The sequence below is a fragment of the Gordonia shandongensis DSM 45094 genome, from assembly GCF_000423025.1.
GTDB classification, from domain to species: Bacteria; Actinomycetota; Actinomycetes; order Mycobacteriales; family Mycobacteriaceae; genus Gordonia; species Gordonia shandongensis.
In genome coordinates this window covers 442,986-458,152 of sequence record NZ_AUHE01000001.1, presented here as the reverse complement: position 1 = coordinate 458,152, position 15,167 = coordinate 442,986, and the positions used below count along the sequence as shown (strand labels likewise).

Genomic DNA, 15,167 nt, shown 5'->3' with positions numbered 1-15,167 from the left:
GTCGTCGCCGCCGGCCGCCGAGACATGCGCAGAACTACGCAGAAATCGTGGTCACTTCTCCGGTGAGTCCTGGTCGAGGCCGTGTTCGATCGCGTACCGCGCCAACTCGACGCGGTTGCCGAGCTGGAGTTTCCGCAGTGCGGCGCCCACATGGTTCTCGACGGTTCGGGGGCTGATCGCCAGGCGTGTCGCGATCTGCCGCGATGAGAGGCCCTTGGCGACGTGCCGCAGGACCTCGGTCTCCCGCTGGGTGAGGGTCGGGGAGTCGTCGCGCGGGGTGCGGGCGATCCGTCGGTACTCGCCGAGCACCAGCCCGGCCAGACCGGGTGTGAAGACGGCCTGCCCGTCGCCGGTGGCGCGGACCGCGGCGACCAGTTCGGAGCGTTGCGCACTCTTGACGAGGTAGCCGGTGGCGCCGGCTTTGATGGCTTCCAGGACGTCGTCGCGTTCGTCGGACGCCGAGAGGATCAGCACGCGGGCGCCCGGGTGGGCGTGCAGTACGCGGGCGGTGGCTTCCGCGCCCGAACCGTCGGGCATCTGCATGTCCATGAGGATCACGTCGGGGCGGACGGCGGCCGCGCGGGCGGCCGCGGCGGTCACCCCGTCGGCGGTGGCGACGACGTCGAACCCCTCGTCGGCGAGGTCGCGGGCCACGCCGTCGCGCCAGATCGGATGGTCGTCGACGACCATCACCCGCAGTGATCCGCCGGACGTGGCCGGACCCGCGGGGTCGGGGTCGCCGGCGTCTGGTCTCATCGTCACGCCCGCTCCTGTCGTCCGTCGGCCGGTATCGTCAGCTCCCATTCTGTCCCGGCGCCGGGCGCTGATTCCAGCTGCGCGCGGCCGCCGAGGGCTTCGATCCGCCCGATGATGGAGTGCACCACGCCGAACCGGCCTTCGTCGGCGGCTTCGGCGAGACGTCCGTCGGCGATTCCGACGCCGTCGTCGCGGACGCTCACCACGATGTCGTCGTCGAGGTCTTCCAGGAGGATGAACGACTGTGCGCCCGGACCCGCGTGGCGGACGGTGTTGTCCAGGATGTTGCCGACGGCCGCGAGTATCTCGTCGACGGTTTCGGCGGCGAGGATCACGGTTTCGGCGGGGGCGCTGACGTGGACGTCGTCGGCGGCGAGGTCGCGGAGGGCGGCGGCGACGTCGCGTACCGCGTCGTGCGACGTCGACGATGCGGCGGGGCCGGCGGCGATGAGTTGCCGCAACAGTCGTTCCTGTTCGGCGGCCAGTGCGGCGAGTTCTTCGGTGGGGCCGCCGATTTCGCGGCCGCGTCGGGAGATCAGGGCGAGGACCTGGAGGACGCCGTCGTGCACTTCGCGGGCGAGTCGGTCGCGTTCGGTGGATTCGGCGGCCAACCGGATGGCGGCGGTGAGTCGGGCGTGCATGAGGCGTGCGCGTGAGGCGCCCATCCCGACGGCGACGGCGGCCGCGGCGAGGAGGATGACGGTCGCGTTGCGGCCGAAGTTGAGGACGAAGACGCCTTTGACGTAGTAGTTCGCGAGGCCGATGAACACGGTTCCGGCCAGCCCCCACCGCGCGCCGCCCAGCAGCGCCGCGGACAGTACGGCGTTGGTCATCCACAGGGTGGTCGGCCAGGTCTGGTTGTCGGCGATCCAGTCGGCGTCGGCGACGGCCGACGTCGAGATCATCATGGCTGCCGAGACGAGGACTTCGATGGTGACGAACCAGGTTCGTCGACCGAATCCGGCGAGGTAGCCAGTGGTCCACCAGATGTTGGCGGCGATGAGGACGGCGAACAGGATCCAGGTGACGCCGGGGTGGTCGAGGTCGCCGTTGACGGCGATCTGGAAGCCGAGGGCGTAGACGAAGCTGACGGCCCGGAAGATCTGCGCCGCCCGCCACAGCGGCCCGACGGGGTCGTCGTCGTCGAGGCCCCGCCATAGGGCGGCGGGGTCGGTGGTGGCCGCTGCGGGCCGGTCGGTGCGCGGCACGGCTCAGAGCTGTCGGTCGATGAACTGTGGTGTCTCCCCGGCGATCCCGGCTTTGCGTGCGATCTCGGAGTTCCGGCCGCGTAGGAGTTTGATCTGCAGGGCCTGCTCCACGGGGAACGACATGCGCGAACCGTTGTACCAGGTGTTCTCGAACAGCGATTTGGATGCGGCCACCGCATCGGGTGAGCGTTGTTTGACGAGGTCGATGAATTCGTGGGCCGCCGCCATCGGGTCGTCGTTGACCTCGGTGATCAGTCCCCAGCGGGCGGCTTGTTCGGCGGAGAAGGTCTCGCCGGTCATGGTGAGTCGTTTGGCGACGTCGATGCCGGTGAGTTGCGAGATGCTCGCCGACAGGGACATGTCGGGGATCAGTCCCCACCGCGACTCCATGATCGAGAAGTCGGCGCCGGGCGCGGCGTAGCGGAAGTCGGCGGCGAGGGCGATCTGGAGGCCGCCGCCGAAGCAGTGGCCGTCGATCACCGCGATCACCGGTACCGGGACGGTGCGCCACGCCCAGCCGGCGGCCTGGAAGTTGTTGGCGGCCGAGGATCGTTTCGGGATGAGGTTGCGCATGATGCGGCCCCGTTCCTTGCCTGCCGATGCGAAGTCGAGGCCCGAACAGAACGACGGTCCCTCACCGGTGAGGATCACCGCTCGCAGCGACGCGTCCTTCGACGCGCGGTCGGCGGCCTTCGCGAGGTCGTCGATCATGTCGAGCGTGAGACCGTTGTGCTTCTCCGGCCTGTTCAGCCGCACGTAGGCGACCCTGTCGCGGACCTCGTAGTCGATGTTCGTCATATCTCTCATGATGTCGCAGTCGCGACGGTTCGGCACGGGTGGTCAGCGAAGTCCGCGAGACGTCCACCCGTGTCGGTGCCTCCTGGGCGGACTGCTATTGATCGATTTGTCGGCGCTCTGCGGGGCCCACTTCGGAGAAGGATCCGCTCCGGCGGCGAATCCGCGTATCCATTCACGGTGTGCGGGTTCACCGCCGACCCAAGCCGTATGTCTCACTGCTACACAGCCGTAGGAGAGCTGGATGAAGACGACCGTAAAAGACCGGTATGAGCGACGTGCCCCTCGCAGTGGCCGCGTCCCGTGAGTGCGGGACCCGGGCCGGATGTGGGCAGCCGAACCACGGGGGCGGTCGGCGCGGGCGCAACGTGTGTGAATCCTGGCAGGCGAAAGCGCCTGCTCTTGCCCAGAGCGCGCGACCACTCGGGTTGGGGTAGCCTGGCTCCGGCGGTGATGCGCGACGCTGATGTGCGTCGATCCGCCGCAGGTGGAGACCGATATTCCAGCCGGCCGGTCCGGGGGCGACGCGTAGGGGGTGACGACATGGAGAGTCGAAGTCGTCGAACCATGGGCGTTGCCGCGATCACACGCCGCCTCGCCCCGACCTCGTAGCCGACGTTCATCCGGCCGCCGACGAGCGGCCGTCTCTCGCAGGCGATGACCACGTCTGCCCACCGTCACGCCCCGGTGCACCCGGCGCGGCCGCCCGGCTTCCTGCCTCGGCGGCCGCCTCAGTGCGCCGATCTCCGTCGGTCCGGTCACGTCCGGACCGTGTGCTGCCGTGCGCCATGCCACGGCGGCCGAAACCCGCGATCACGGTGGGGACGCGCGGTGGTGGCCTGCGTCGATTCCTGAAAGGAACCGCTGTGTACCGCAACGAACCCGAAACCCTGGCCGTCCTCGGCCGCATCCGCACCCTCGCCGAGCGAGTGGACGCCGACCCCGCCTGCAACCTCGCGGAATGGCGTGCCGAAGTGTCCGGACGGGAGAACCGATCCGAACAGGTCCGCGACCTCAGCGCACCGCAGGCCCGCGCACTGTTCGCCGCCCATGGCCCACGCGAACTGACCGGACTGCTCACCGGAGTCCGCGACGACGCCGCGGCCCGACTCCTCGGGCGCATCCACCCCGTCGACGCCTCGACGGCACTCGAACCGCTCCCGATCGCGACCGCCGGACGCATCCTCCGAGAGATGGGCGACCGCCGCGGCGGCGTCCTCGCCGCGATGCCCGACGCCCGCCGCGGCGAAGTGAGTGCACTCCTGCGGTATACCGCCGAATCGGTGGGCGCCAACATGACACCGTCGATCCTCGCGCTCCCGGCCGCCGCCACCGCATCCGAAGCCGTCGACAGCCTCCGCGGAACCGGACCGGGCACCGAATCCGCACGCTACGTTCACCTGGTCTCGGGCTCCGACGAACTCGTCGGCGTCGTGGGGCTCCGCGACGTGATGCTGGCCGCCCCCGACACCCCGCTGCGCGACCTGGCGCCCCACACCGTGGTGAGCGTCGACGCCCACCACGATCAGGAAGTCCTCGTGGAACTGTTCGCCGAGAACCCGTTCGCGTCGATCCCGGTGGTCGACGACGGGCGGCTCGTCGGCGTCGTGACGACCGACCGCGCCGCCGGCATCCAGGCCGCCGAGACCACCGAAGACTTCCGGCGGATGAGTGCCGCCGGCGGTCTCACCGTCTCACTGCGCGACGCCGGCGTGTGGGCGCTGTACCGCTCCCGCGTGGTGTGGCTGGTGGTCCTGGTGTTCGGGAACATCTTCTCCGGCGCGGGCATCGCCCACTACGAGGACGTCATCAGTTCGGTGGTGTCGCTGGTGTTCTTCCTGCCGCTGCTCATCGACTCCGGCGGCAACGCCGGATCCCAGTCGGCGACGCTGATGGTGCGCGCCCTGGCGACCGGCGACGTCCGGATGCGCGACTGGGGTCGACTGCTCGGCAAGGAACTCAGCGTGGCGATCCTCCTCGGCGCCACGATGGCGGCGGCGGTCTCGGTGCTCGGCCTCGTCCGCGGCGGCGGTGAGGTCGCGCTGGTGGTGTCGCTGTCGATGGTGTTGATCGTCATCGTGGGCGCGGTGATCGGCATGTCGCTGCCGTTCCTGCTGACGAAGTTCCGGCTCGACCCCGCCAGTGCGTCGGCGCCGCTCATCACCAGCATCTGCGACGGCGTGGGCGTGCTGATCTACTTCTTCATCGCGTCCCAGATCCTGTTGTGAGGCCGGCACCGCACGCCACGGGGCACCGCCGAGCACCTCGGTGACCAAGCTCACAGCAGAGTTGAGTGATGCAGACGCACTGTTCGGGAATGGATCCGGGGTGGCCGTCGTTGGAACCGGCAAGAGACCTGAGTGTTATAGACTCAACTCGGGTTGACGTCACGAACGACGTTGACTAGACATGAGTCGTCGGCGCTGAGGTTTCGAGGAACCAGCAGGCCACCCCGGCCTCACAAACAACGGGGCCTCAAGAACACAGGCTTCAGAACTACCCAGGCTGCCACGAGCAAGCCGCGTACAAGGAGGTACACATGTCCCGTGCTGTCGGAATCGACCTCGGCACCACCAACTCCGTGGTGTCTGTTCTCGAAGGCGGCGAAGCCGCCGTCATCGCGAACGCAGAGGGCTCCCGCACCACGCCGTCGGTCGTCGCCTTCGCCCGCAACGGCGAAGTCCTCGTCGGCCAGCCGGCCAAGAACCAGGCCGTGACCAACGTCGACCGCACCATCCGGTCGGTGAAGCGCCACATGGGCGACGCCAACTGGACCGTCGAGATCGACGACAAGAAGTACACCCCGCAGGAGATCAGCGCCCGCACGCTGATGAAGCTCAAGCGCGACGCCGAGAGCTACCTCGGTGAGGACGTCACCGACGCCGTCATCACCGTGCCCGCCTACTTCAACGACTCGCAGCGCCAGTCCACCAAGGAGGCCGGCCAGATCGCGGGCCTCAACGTCCTGCGCATCGTCAACGAGCCCACCGCGGCCGCTCTCGCCTACGGCCTCGACAAGGGCGAGAAGGAACAGACCATCCTGGTCTTCGACCTCGGCGGCGGCACCTTCGACGTCTCGCTGCTGGAGATCGGCGACGGAGTGGTCGAGGTCCGCGCCACCTCCGGCGACAACAACCTCGGCGGCGACGACTGGGACGAGCGCGTCGTCGAGTGGCTCGTCGACAAGTTCAAGGCGTCCTCGGGTATCGACCTGACCAAGGACAAGATGGCCATGCAGCGTCTCCGCGAGGCCGCCGAGAAGGCGAAGATCGAGCTCTCGGCTTCGCAGAGCACCTCGATCAACCTGCCGTACATCACCGTCGACGCCGACAAGAACCCGCTGTTCCTCGACGAGCAGATCTCGCGCAGCGAGTTCCAGAAGATCACCAGCGACCTGCTCGAGCGCACCCGCACCCCGTTCCAGGCCGTGATCAAGGACGCCGGCATCGCGGTCGGCGACATCGACCACGTGGTCCTCGTCGGCGGCTCCACCCGCATGCCGGCCGTCACCGAACTGGTCAAGGAGCTGACCGGCGGCAAGGAGCCCAACAAGGGCGTCAACCCGGACGAGGTCGTCGCCGTCGGCGCCGCCCTCCAGGCCGGTGTGCTGCGCGGTGAGGTCAAGGACGTGCTCCTGCTCGACGTGACCCCGCTGAGTCTCGGCATCGAGACCAAGGGCGGCGTGATGCACAAGCTGATCGAGCGCAACACCACCATCCCGACGAAGCGGTCGGAGACCTACACCACCGCCGAGGACAATCAGCCGTCGGTGCAGATCCAGGTGTACCAGGGTGAGCGCGAGATCGCGTCGCACAACAAGCTGCTCGGCTCGTTCGAGCTGGGCGGTATCGCGCCGGCGCCGCAGGGTGTCCCGCAGATCGAGGTGACCTTCGACATCGACGCCAACGGCATCGTGCACGTCACCGCGAAGGACAAGGGCACCGGCAAGGAGAACAGCATCCGGATCCAGGACGGCTCGGGTCTCTCGAAGGAGGAGATCGACCGCATGGTGAAGGACGCCGAGGCGCACGCCGAGGAGGACCGGACCCGCCGCGAGGAGGCCGAGACCCGCAACCAGGCGGAGTCGCTGGTCAACCAGACCGAGAAGTTCCTCAAGGAGAACGAGGACAAGGTCCCCGGCGACGTCAAGGAGAAGGTCGAGTCGGCGGTCTCGGAGGCCAACGAAGCCCTGAAGGGCACCGATTCGGCGGCCATCCGCAGCGCCATCGAGAAGCTGTCGCAGGAGTCCCAGGCGATGGGCCAGGCGATCTACGCCAGCGCTCAGGCCGAGGGTGAGGCCGACGGCGGCGGCGCCGACGGTGCCGACGACGTCGTCGACGCCGAGGTGGTCGACGATCCCGAGGAGGGTGACGGCAAGTGACCTCACCCGACGACGGTGCGCGCGAGCCGAACGCGGTGACCGACGACGAGCGGGCGGCCCCGGACACCGGGGACGTGCGTGACGGGTCGGCCGCCGGCGGTGAGCCGGAGACCGCGGCCGACGCCGCCGCCGAGTCGCCCGCGGGCGACGAGGCGCAGGCGGCCGAGGCCGACGCCGCGGGAAGCGACGCCCAGGTCGCCGAACTCACCGAGGCTCTGCAGCGGGAACGTGCACAGTTCAACAACTTCCGCCGCCGCAGCGCGGAGGAGCAATTGCAGGCCGCCGATCGCGGCAAGCAGATCCTGGTGGAGAAGCTCCTCCCGATCCTCGACGATCTCGACCGTGCGCGTGAGCACGGCGACCTCGACGAGGGGCCGCTGCGGGCGTTCGCCGACAAGCTCGGCGACGTCCTGGCCGGTGAGAAGTTGGTGAAGTTCGCGGAGCCGGGCGAGGTTTTCGACCCGGAACTCCACGAAGCGATTCAGAATGATGGAAGCGGGGACAGCCCCGTGATCGGAAACGTCTACCGGGTGGGCTACCGCCTGGGCGACAAGGTGATCCGCCACGCGATGGTGACGGTCACCGATCCGGAACCGGCCGCGGAGCCCGCGCCGGAGCAGTGATGTGAGCGCGGGGCCGCCCACGGCGGCCCCGCGACCACACCGCGACACCGTGTCCCGAACAGGAGCGACACATAACAACGACAGACTTTTCAGGAGGTGACGTCTGATGGCTCCCCAGCGTGAGTGGCTCGATCGCGACTTCTACGCGGACCTCGGCGTTTCTTCCGACGCCTCGGCCGATCAGATCAAGAAGGCCTACCGGCGACTGGCACGCGAGCTGCACCCGGACGCCAACCCCGGCGACACGGCGGCCGAGGAGCGCTTCAAGCGCGTGTCGGAGGCGCACAGCGTGCTGGCCGATGAGACCAAGCGCCGCGAATACGACGAGGCCCGCACCCTCATGGCCAGCGGACGTTTCCGCGGCGGCGGGGGCGGTGGCGGCTTCAGCGGTGGCGGGTTCAGCGGCGGAGCCGACGGATTCGACCTCGGCGACCTGTTCGGCGGCGGCGCGGCCGGCGGTGGCGGCGGTGGCCTGGGCGACATGCTCGGCGACCTGCTGGGCGGCCGCGGCCGCCCCGGCGGCACCCAGCAGCGGCAGCGGCGCGGCAACGACCTCGAGACCCAGACGACGCTCGCGTTCCGCGACGCCGTGCAGGGCACCACGGTCAGCCTGCGGGTGACCAGCCCGTCGCCGTGCACCGCCTGCCACGGCAGCGGTGCGCGCCCGGGGTCGAGCCCGCGGACCTGCCCCACCTGCAACGGGTCGGCGTTCGTCACCCGCAGCCAGGGCCACTTCGGTTTCTCCGAGCCGTGCCCCGACTGTCAGGGCACCGGCACCAAGATCGACCAGCCGTGCACCGACTGCGGCGGCAACGGCGTGACGGTGCGGCCGCGGACCATCAACGTCCGCGTGCCCCAGGGCGTCGAGGACGGTCAGCGGATCCGGCTGGCCGGACAGGGCGAGGCCGGGATGCGCGGGGCGCCGTCGGGCGACCTGTACGTGACCGTGCACGTGAAACCCGATGCGGTGTTCACGCGCAGCGGCAACGACCTCAAGGTGCAGTTGCCGGTCAGCATCTCCGAACTGGTGCTCGGCGCGACGGTCTCGGTGCCGACGCTCGACTCCTCGGTGGGGGTCAAGATCCCGGCGGGCACGTCCGACGGTCGTACCCTGCGGTTGAAGGGGCGTGGCGTCCCGAAGCGGTCCGGCGGGTCCGGCGACCTGCTCGTGACGGTCAAGGTGTCGGTGCCGACGACGCTGGACGAACCGGCGATCGACGCGATGACACGGTACGCGGAGGCAGAGAAGGCCAGCGGGTTCGATCCCCGCGCCGGATGGGGGCGGTGATGCACGATGGCTCGCACACACGGTGGGTCCGGAAGCGGACGAGGACACGGCGATGACGCCGCGACGTTCCTGATCTCGGTGGCCGCCGAGCTCGCCGGAATGCACGCGCAGACCCTGCGGACCTACGACCGACTCGGCCTGGTGACGCCGCAGCGCACCCGCGGCGGCGGCCGCCGGTACTCGAACCGCGATGTGGAGATGCTCCGCGAGATTCAACGACTGTCGCAGGACGAGGGCGTCAACCTCGCCGGCATCAAACGGATCATCGAGCTCTCCGACCAGGTGGAGGCGCTGCGGTCGCGCGTCGGCGAACTCCAACGCGATCTGGACGCGGTCCGCCGCACCGGCCGGCCGGGCGCCGAACTGGTCCCGGTGCCCAGGACGAGCGCCCTCGTGGTGTGGCAGCCGCGCGGCAAGAAACCCGAGCGGTGACCCGCGGCGGTCACCCGGTGCGGTGCCGCGCGCAAAAGTGATCTTCGATACGTCTGGGGCGTCGATTTCCGGTGATCGGGAATCGACGCCCCCTCGTCGTCGTTGGACCGCCGTGACACGCACGAGAACCGATGCGCCGACCGTCGGCACGCTCGCCGACCGAGGCCGTGACCCGAAGGGAACCCCATGACCGTGACCGCCCACTCCGTCCTCGGTACCGCCGGCCGACTCCTCACCGGAGTGCCGCTGATGATGTTCGGTTACGAGGCGGCGAGCGATCCGGGGCCGCGGGTGGGGATGGCGGCGCCGCTGCTCGACAAGATGCGCGAGGTGGTTCCGGTGCCGGTCGACAATGAGACCATCGTCCGCGCCAACGGTGCCGCCCAGGTGGTCGGCGGTGCGCTCATCGCATCGGGTGTCGCCCCGGTGGCCGGTGCGGGGCTCATCGCCGGTTCGCTCATCCCGACGACGGCCGCGGGCCACGCCTACTGGGAGATGGAGGATCCGGCGATGCGGAACGCGCACAAGACGCACTTCCGCAAGAACATCGTCCTCATCGGTGCCGCCCTGTCGGCGGCCGCTGCGGCCTCCCGCATCGCGGGCAAGTAGCCGCGCGGCACCGCGCGCCGGACCGTCAGTCGAGGGGGTCGTGCGAGATCGCGTCCCCGGGCACTCCGGCCGCGCGGAGCTGCAGCGCGGTGTGGAAGACCATCGGCGACGGACCGCAGATCAGCACCTGCCGGTCGGTCCAGTCGCGGTATCTGGCGGCGACCTCGCCCACCCGGCCGTAGACGAGTTCGGTACCCCACTGGCGGGGGTCGGCGGCGCCGGTGATCCACCACGGATCCTCGGTCTCCTCGCTGACGGCGGTCACCCGCAGCCACGGATTGGAGCGGGCGAGCTGATGCAGCACGCCGAGCTCGTACAGTTCGCCCGGGTAGCGGGTGCCGTAGAAGATGTGGGTGGCGGGGGCGTCGGCGTTCGTCGCGAGATCGAGCAGTAGGGCGCGCAGCGGTGCCAGACCGCTGCCGCCGGCGATCATGAGGACGGGCCGGTCGGGGTCGACGCGCATGGTGCCGTGCCGTTGACCGAAGGTCCACACGTCGCCGACCGTGGTGTCGCGGACGATCGTCGGGCTCAACCGTCCGCCCTGCACGGCGCGGACGTGGAACTCGAGGTGGCCGTCGTCGTTCGGCGGGATCGCCGGTGAGAAGTTGCGCCACACCCGCGGCCACTGCGGGATCTGCGTCTCGAGGTACTGGCCGGCCGCGAACGGGGGCGCCTCGCCGTCCACGACGAGCCGCACGACGGCCCGTTCGCGGTTGATCGTGAACTTCTGGACCACGCGGGCCGTCCAGCGGGCGGGGTCGGTGACGCTGTCGGCGGCGCCCCGCATCACCCCGGTGGTCAACTGCATGGCCTGCGAGACCGTCTCGGTGGTCTCGGGGGTCCAGCGGTCGCCGAAGACGTATTCGAACTCCGACATGAGGGCCTCGTACATGAGCCAGTAATGCTCGCCGAGGACCCCGTATTTGCGGTGGTCGCGGCCCAGCTGCGCCAGGAAGTCGACGAGTTCGTCGTGCCCGCCGGATGCGGGGATGGCGTCCAGGACGTGGTCGATCACGTCGACGAACACCGAGCGCAGCTCGGCCATCTCGACGGGGAACAGTTCGCGCAGCCGCGGCTGGAGTGCGAAGAGGCGTGCGAAGACGCTGCGCGCGAATCGATCCGGGTCCGCGGCGATCAGCGAGCGCGCCTGCGCGAGGATGGGTTGCCCCGGCTCGGTCACTGTTCCGCCTCCATCGCTGCCGTTCCCATCGCTGCCGTCCCGATCGCTGCCGTTCCGATCGCTGCCGTTCCGATCGCTGCCGTTCCAATCGCTGTCAGTGGCCCCGCGGTTGGTGCACGGCTCACTGTAGTCGCGTGCGGGAATCGAACCCGCCATCGACAGGCGCGCGACGGCGTGCGGTGTGGCACTCTATGCGATGTGACGACGCTCGACGGACTGCTGCCCGGGATCGTCGATGCGCACGTGCACTACTTCGATCCGACGCGTTCGTCGTGGGCGTTGGCCCGCTTCGCGCGGATCGCGGCGCTGCCCATGCGTCGACTGGTCCCCGGTCCGATCCTGCGGGCCTCGGCGCGGTTCACCGATCCCGACGAGCGTCGTCTCCTCATCGATCCGGCGGTCCTCGGCGCAGCGTACGAGCCGCCGCAGTATGCGATCGACGTCGGCAACCTCATGGCGTCCACCGGGGTCGGCACCGAGCAGGTCGTCGCCGTCGAATCGCAGTGGCGGCCCGAACCGGACCCCGAGGTCGTCATGGCGCGTGCCGCCGCGGAGCTGACGTATGTGACCGGTCTGCCCAATGGGACGCATGGCCCGCGGCTGGGTGCCGTCGTCACGGCCGCCGATCCGCGGCACCCGCAGTTCGCGACGCACCTCGACCGGCAGCTGGCCGAGTCCGACCGAGTGCGCGGGGTGCGCGTCAAATGGGCGCAGCATCCGGACCCGGATCTCCTCGACTGGTGCGCCGAACCCGACTTCGTGGCGTCGACGGCCTTCCTCACCGGTTTCGAGGCGCTCGCCGACCGCGGTCTGAGCTTCGTGTCCCTCGCGTACTCCCATCAGCTCGGACAGCTCGATCTGCTGGCGCGTCGGTTCCCGGAGACGACGATCGTCATCGACCACCTCGGGTTGCCGGCGGGGATCTTCGGGCCCACGGGCGCACGCACCGGCACCACGGCCGCGGCGCGTGCCGAGATCCACAATCTGTGGCGCGAACGGATGACGATGATCGCGCAGAACCCGAACGTGGTGGTGAAGGTGTCGGGCCTCGGGCTCGGCGTGCTCGGCTACGGCCGGGAGACGGCGGGCAACATCGGCAGCAGACGGGTTCTCGCCGACATGATCGGTCCGCTGGTACTGCACGTGGTGGACCATTTCGGGCCCGACCGCGTGATGTTCGGATCGGACTCACCGGTCGACAAGCCGAATGCGCCGATCGGGATGGTGGCCGGCGCGCTGCTCGACGTCCTCGGCGACCGCGGTGAGCACGTCGTGACGCAGTTGTTCGCCGAGACGGCGCGGCGGGTGTATCGGCTGGACTCCTGACACGGTTGCGGCGGGGCCTGTAGAACTGGAACTCCGGGTGGCACCGACACGGGTTCCACCGATGAGCGAGGTGGATCTGTGGGCGGTTTTCTGGTGACCGGGTCGGCGTCGGGCATGGGCGAGCAGGTGGCGAATCGGCTCCGCGCCGACGGGCACGAGGTGATCGGCGTCGACGTCGCCGATGGCGCCGACGTGGTGGCCGACCTGGCGACCCGGGAGGGACGGTCCGCGGCGATCCTCGCGATCCGGGAGCGGTCGGGCGGCGTGCTGGACGGCGCGGTGATGGCCGCCGGCGTCGGAGCCATCCGCGGCCGCGAGCGGCTCACGGTGGAGGTCAACGTCCTCGGAGCGACGGCGCTGCTCGAAGCGTTGCGGCCGCAGCTCGCCGCCGCCGACAAGGCGAAGGTGGTGGTGTTCGGGTCGAACTCCACCACGTCGACCCCGTTCGTGCCGCGCCGGGTGGTGAGTCTGCTCGAGCGGGGCGAGACGGAGCGGGCCGCGCGCTGGATCGGGCGGCTGGGCGCACTGTCGGCCCCGGTCGCCTACGCGGCGTCGAAACTCGCGGTGAGCCGGTGGGTCCGGCGGGCCGCCGTGACGCGTGAGTGGGCGGGGGCGGGCATCCGGATGAACCTCATCGCACCGGGTCCGGTGCTCACGCCGTTGCTGCGGGCGCAGCTCGCGAGCGGGTCGGGCAGGCACGTGCGCTCGTACCCGGTGCCCGCGCTGGAGTACGGGACGCCCGAGCGCCTCGCGGACTGGGTGATGACGATGCTCTCGCCGGCCGCGGACTTCATGGTGGGCAGCGTGGTGACCGTGGACGGCGGCACCGAGGCGCTGCTGCGTCCGACGGCGTGGCCGGCGCGGCTGCCGGTGCGCGGGGTTCCCCGCATGCTGCGGTTGCTGCGGGAGGCGCCGCGGCGCGGTCAGGTGGCCGACTACTCGGACATCTGACTACTGGAACATCTGACTACTCGGGCCTCTGACTACTGGGGCCTCTGGGTTATTGGGACATCTGGGCCACCGCCCCGCCCGAATCGGGTGACCGCCGCGGTGCGGCGAGGATGTCGTCGAGCAGCCGCGTCAGGACCCGCGCGAAGGTGTCGGGCGAGATGTCGGTGGAGCATTGGTAGCCGATCAGCATCATCATCGACTGCGCGGCCCAGTCCGCGGCGTGATCGGCGTCGTCGAACAGGTCCGCGGTGAATTCGGCGATCGCCGCACGGCGAGTCGCGTCGATCTCGGCGACCGCCGCCGCCACGGCGGGAGCCTTGGCCGACCACACCCGCAGCGCGCGTTCGGTGGCGTGCGGAAGGTCGACGGCCGCCCGCAGGAGGGCCCGCGCGCGGGCTTCGGCACCGTGGATGCCGCGCAGCTGGTCGACGACCCTCGCGGTGGACTCGACCTCCCAGTGGGCGATGAGTGCCGCCTCGAAGTCCTTCCAACTGCGAAAGGCGTGGTAGAAACCGCCGGTGGTGAGGCCCGTCTCGGCGCAGACGGCGGCCTGTTTGAAACCGCCGTACCCGTCGCGCGCCAGGACTCGCATGCCGGCGTCGAGGAAACGGGAGCGCAGGCGATCAACGGTTCCGGTGGCCGGGTCTGCGCGGTCGGGGACTGACATGGCCCGATTGTCGCATGCCTCGCCCGACGGTCGAGTCCGCCGGATTCCGGTGCGGGCCTAGAGTCGAGACGGGATCATCCGGCGAATGCGCAGAGACGAGGCGAGGCACGATGACGACGACCGAGAACACGGTGCTGACGACGGTCGACGATCTGGTGGACGCGATGCTGTCGGCGCATCCGCCGGTGGTGCTCGACGTGCGGTGGCGGCTCGGCGACCCGGACGGTGCGGCCCACTACCGGGAGGGGCACCTGCCCGGGTCGGTGTACGTCGACCTGGAGACCGAGCTGGCGGCGCCGGCCACACCGGACGCGGGGCGGCATCCGCTGCCGGCGATCGAGGATCTGCAGGAGGCCGCGCGGCGCTGGGGCGTCACGGTCGGCGACCGCGTGGTCGTGTACGACGACTGGGCGGGCAGGGCCGCGGCCCGCGCCTGGTGGCTGCTGCGATGGGCGGGCGTGCAGGACGTGCGCATCCTCGACGGCGGACTGGGGGCGTGGCGGTCGGCGGGCATGCGGCTCTCCACCGGTGATGCGACGCCGCGCGTCGGCTCCGTGGTCCTCTCGGCCGGACAGCTGCCCGCCGTCGACATCGACGACGTCGACCCGGACGCGACGCTGCTGCTCGATGCGCGGGCGCCGGAACGCTTCAGCGGCGAGTCCGAGCCCGTCGACCCGCGTCCCGGCCACATCCCCGGTGCGGTCAACGCGCCGACCGGAGCCAATGTGGCCGACGACGGCACCTTCCTGCCCGCCGACCGGTTGCGGCGACGGTTCGAGGAAATCGGCGTCGGCGAGCGACCGACGGTGGTCTACTGCGGGTCGGGTGTCACCGCGGCCCACGAGATCGCGGCACTCGCGATCGCCGGTTTCCCGGCGACCCTGTATCCGGGGTCGTATTCGCAGTGGTCGGCCGACGAGTCGCGGCCGGTCGCGACCGACTGAGAGGTCC

At 70.1% G+C, this 15,167-nt stretch carries 14 protein-coding genes; 9 read left to right on the top strand and 5 right to left on the bottom strand.

Annotated features, from left to right (window positions below):
* Window positions 1-51 precede the first annotated feature (51 nt).
* The 3 genes from G528_RS0102355 to G528_RS0102345 are packed head-to-tail and all read right to left on the bottom strand — an operon-like array spanning window position 52 to window position 2,762.
* Window positions 52-756, bottom strand: a complete 705-nt coding sequence (locus G528_RS0102355) for a response regulator (RefSeq protein ID WP_051198186.1) — start codon at window positions 754-756, stop codon at window positions 52-54.
* A gap of 2 nt (window positions 757-758) precedes the next feature.
* Window positions 759-1,964, bottom strand: coding sequence for a MacS family sensor histidine kinase (macS, locus tag G528_RS0102350; RefSeq protein WP_026917571.1), 1,206 nt, complete (start codon window positions 1,962-1,964; stop codon window positions 759-761).
* A gap of 3 nt (window positions 1,965-1,967) precedes the next feature.
* Window positions 1,968-2,762, bottom strand: a complete 795-nt coding sequence (locus G528_RS0102345; protein ID WP_026917570.1) for a crotonase/enoyl-CoA hydratase family protein — start codon at window positions 2,760-2,762, stop codon at window positions 1,968-1,970.
* 863 nt (window positions 2,763-3,625) lie between these two features.
* Here G528_RS0102345 and mgtE point away from each other — a divergent pair.
* The 6 genes from mgtE to G528_RS0102315 all read left to right on the top strand — a co-directional run bounded on the left by mgtE (window position 3,626) and on the right by G528_RS0102315 (window position 10,092).
* Window positions 3,626-4,987 (top strand): magnesium transporter, encoded by a 1,362-nt coding sequence (gene mgtE / locus G528_RS16130; protein WP_051198185.1) that lies wholly within the window; start codon window positions 3,626-3,628, stop codon window positions 4,985-4,987.
* A gap of 311 nt (window positions 4,988-5,298) precedes the next feature.
* The gene (gene dnaK, locus G528_RS0102335; protein ID WP_026917569.1) at window positions 5,299-7,140 is read left to right on the top strand and encodes a molecular chaperone DnaK; all 1,842 of its coding nucleotides are present in this window, start codon (window positions 5,299-5,301) and stop codon (window positions 7,138-7,140) included.
* Window positions 7,137-7,763 carry a nucleotide exchange factor GrpE gene (gene grpE, locus G528_RS0102330; protein WP_026917568.1) on the top strand — a complete coding sequence of 209 codons (627 nt, stop codon included), beginning with the start codon at window positions 7,137-7,139 and terminating at the stop codon, window positions 7,761-7,763. Before dnaK ends, grpE begins: the two co-directional genes overlap by 4 nt.
* 106 nt (window positions 7,764-7,869) lie before the next feature.
* Window positions 7,870-9,051, top strand: coding sequence for a molecular chaperone DnaJ (gene dnaJ / locus G528_RS0102325; RefSeq protein WP_026917567.1), 1,182 nt, complete (start codon window positions 7,870-7,872; stop codon window positions 9,049-9,051).
* A 6-nt stretch (window positions 9,052-9,057) separates the two neighbouring features.
* Window positions 9,058-9,483: a heat shock protein transcriptional repressor HspR gene (locus tag G528_RS0102320; RefSeq protein ID WP_026917566.1), complete on the top strand. Its 426-nt coding sequence runs from the start codon at window positions 9,058-9,060 to the stop codon at window positions 9,481-9,483.
* 186 nt (window positions 9,484-9,669) lie between these two features.
* Window positions 9,670-10,092 (top strand): DoxX family membrane protein, encoded by a 423-nt coding sequence (locus G528_RS0102315; protein WP_026917565.1) that lies wholly within the window; start codon window positions 9,670-9,672, stop codon window positions 10,090-10,092.
* Between the two features lie 25 nt (window positions 10,093-10,117).
* Here the strand turns inward: G528_RS0102315 and G528_RS0102310 are convergent, their stop codons facing one another.
* A complete protein-coding gene (locus tag G528_RS0102310; RefSeq protein WP_026917564.1) occupies window positions 10,118-11,272 on the bottom strand; it encodes an FAD-binding oxidoreductase in 1,155 nt (384 codons plus the stop codon).
* A 198-nt stretch (window positions 11,273-11,470) separates the two neighbouring features.
* On the opposite strand from G528_RS0102310, the gene G528_RS0102305 reads away from it, so the two are divergent.
* Both G528_RS0102305 and G528_RS0102300 read left to right on the top strand, forming a co-directional pair.
* Entirely contained in the window at window positions 11,471-12,598 is a 1,128-nt protein-coding gene (locus tag G528_RS0102305; RefSeq protein ID WP_026917563.1) for an amidohydrolase family protein, read from the top strand.
* 78 nt (window positions 12,599-12,676) lie between these two features.
* Window positions 12,677-13,549, top strand: coding sequence for an SDR family oxidoreductase (locus G528_RS0102300; protein ID WP_026917562.1), 873 nt, complete (start codon window positions 12,677-12,679; stop codon window positions 13,547-13,549).
* Window positions 13,550-13,598: 49 nt separating this feature from the next.
* On the opposite strand, the gene G528_RS16125 is transcribed toward G528_RS0102300, so the two are convergent.
* Window positions 13,599-14,216: a TetR/AcrR family transcriptional regulator gene (locus tag G528_RS16125; RefSeq protein ID WP_051198184.1), complete on the bottom strand. Its 618-nt coding sequence runs from the start codon at window positions 14,214-14,216 to the stop codon at window positions 13,599-13,601.
* 110 nt (window positions 14,217-14,326) lie between these two features.
* On the opposite strand from G528_RS16125, the gene G528_RS0102290 reads away from it, so the two are divergent.
* A complete protein-coding gene (locus G528_RS0102290) occupies window positions 14,327-15,160 on the top strand; it encodes a sulfurtransferase (RefSeq protein WP_026917561.1) in 834 nt (277 codons plus the stop codon).
* Window positions 15,161-15,167: the final 7 nt, after the last annotated feature.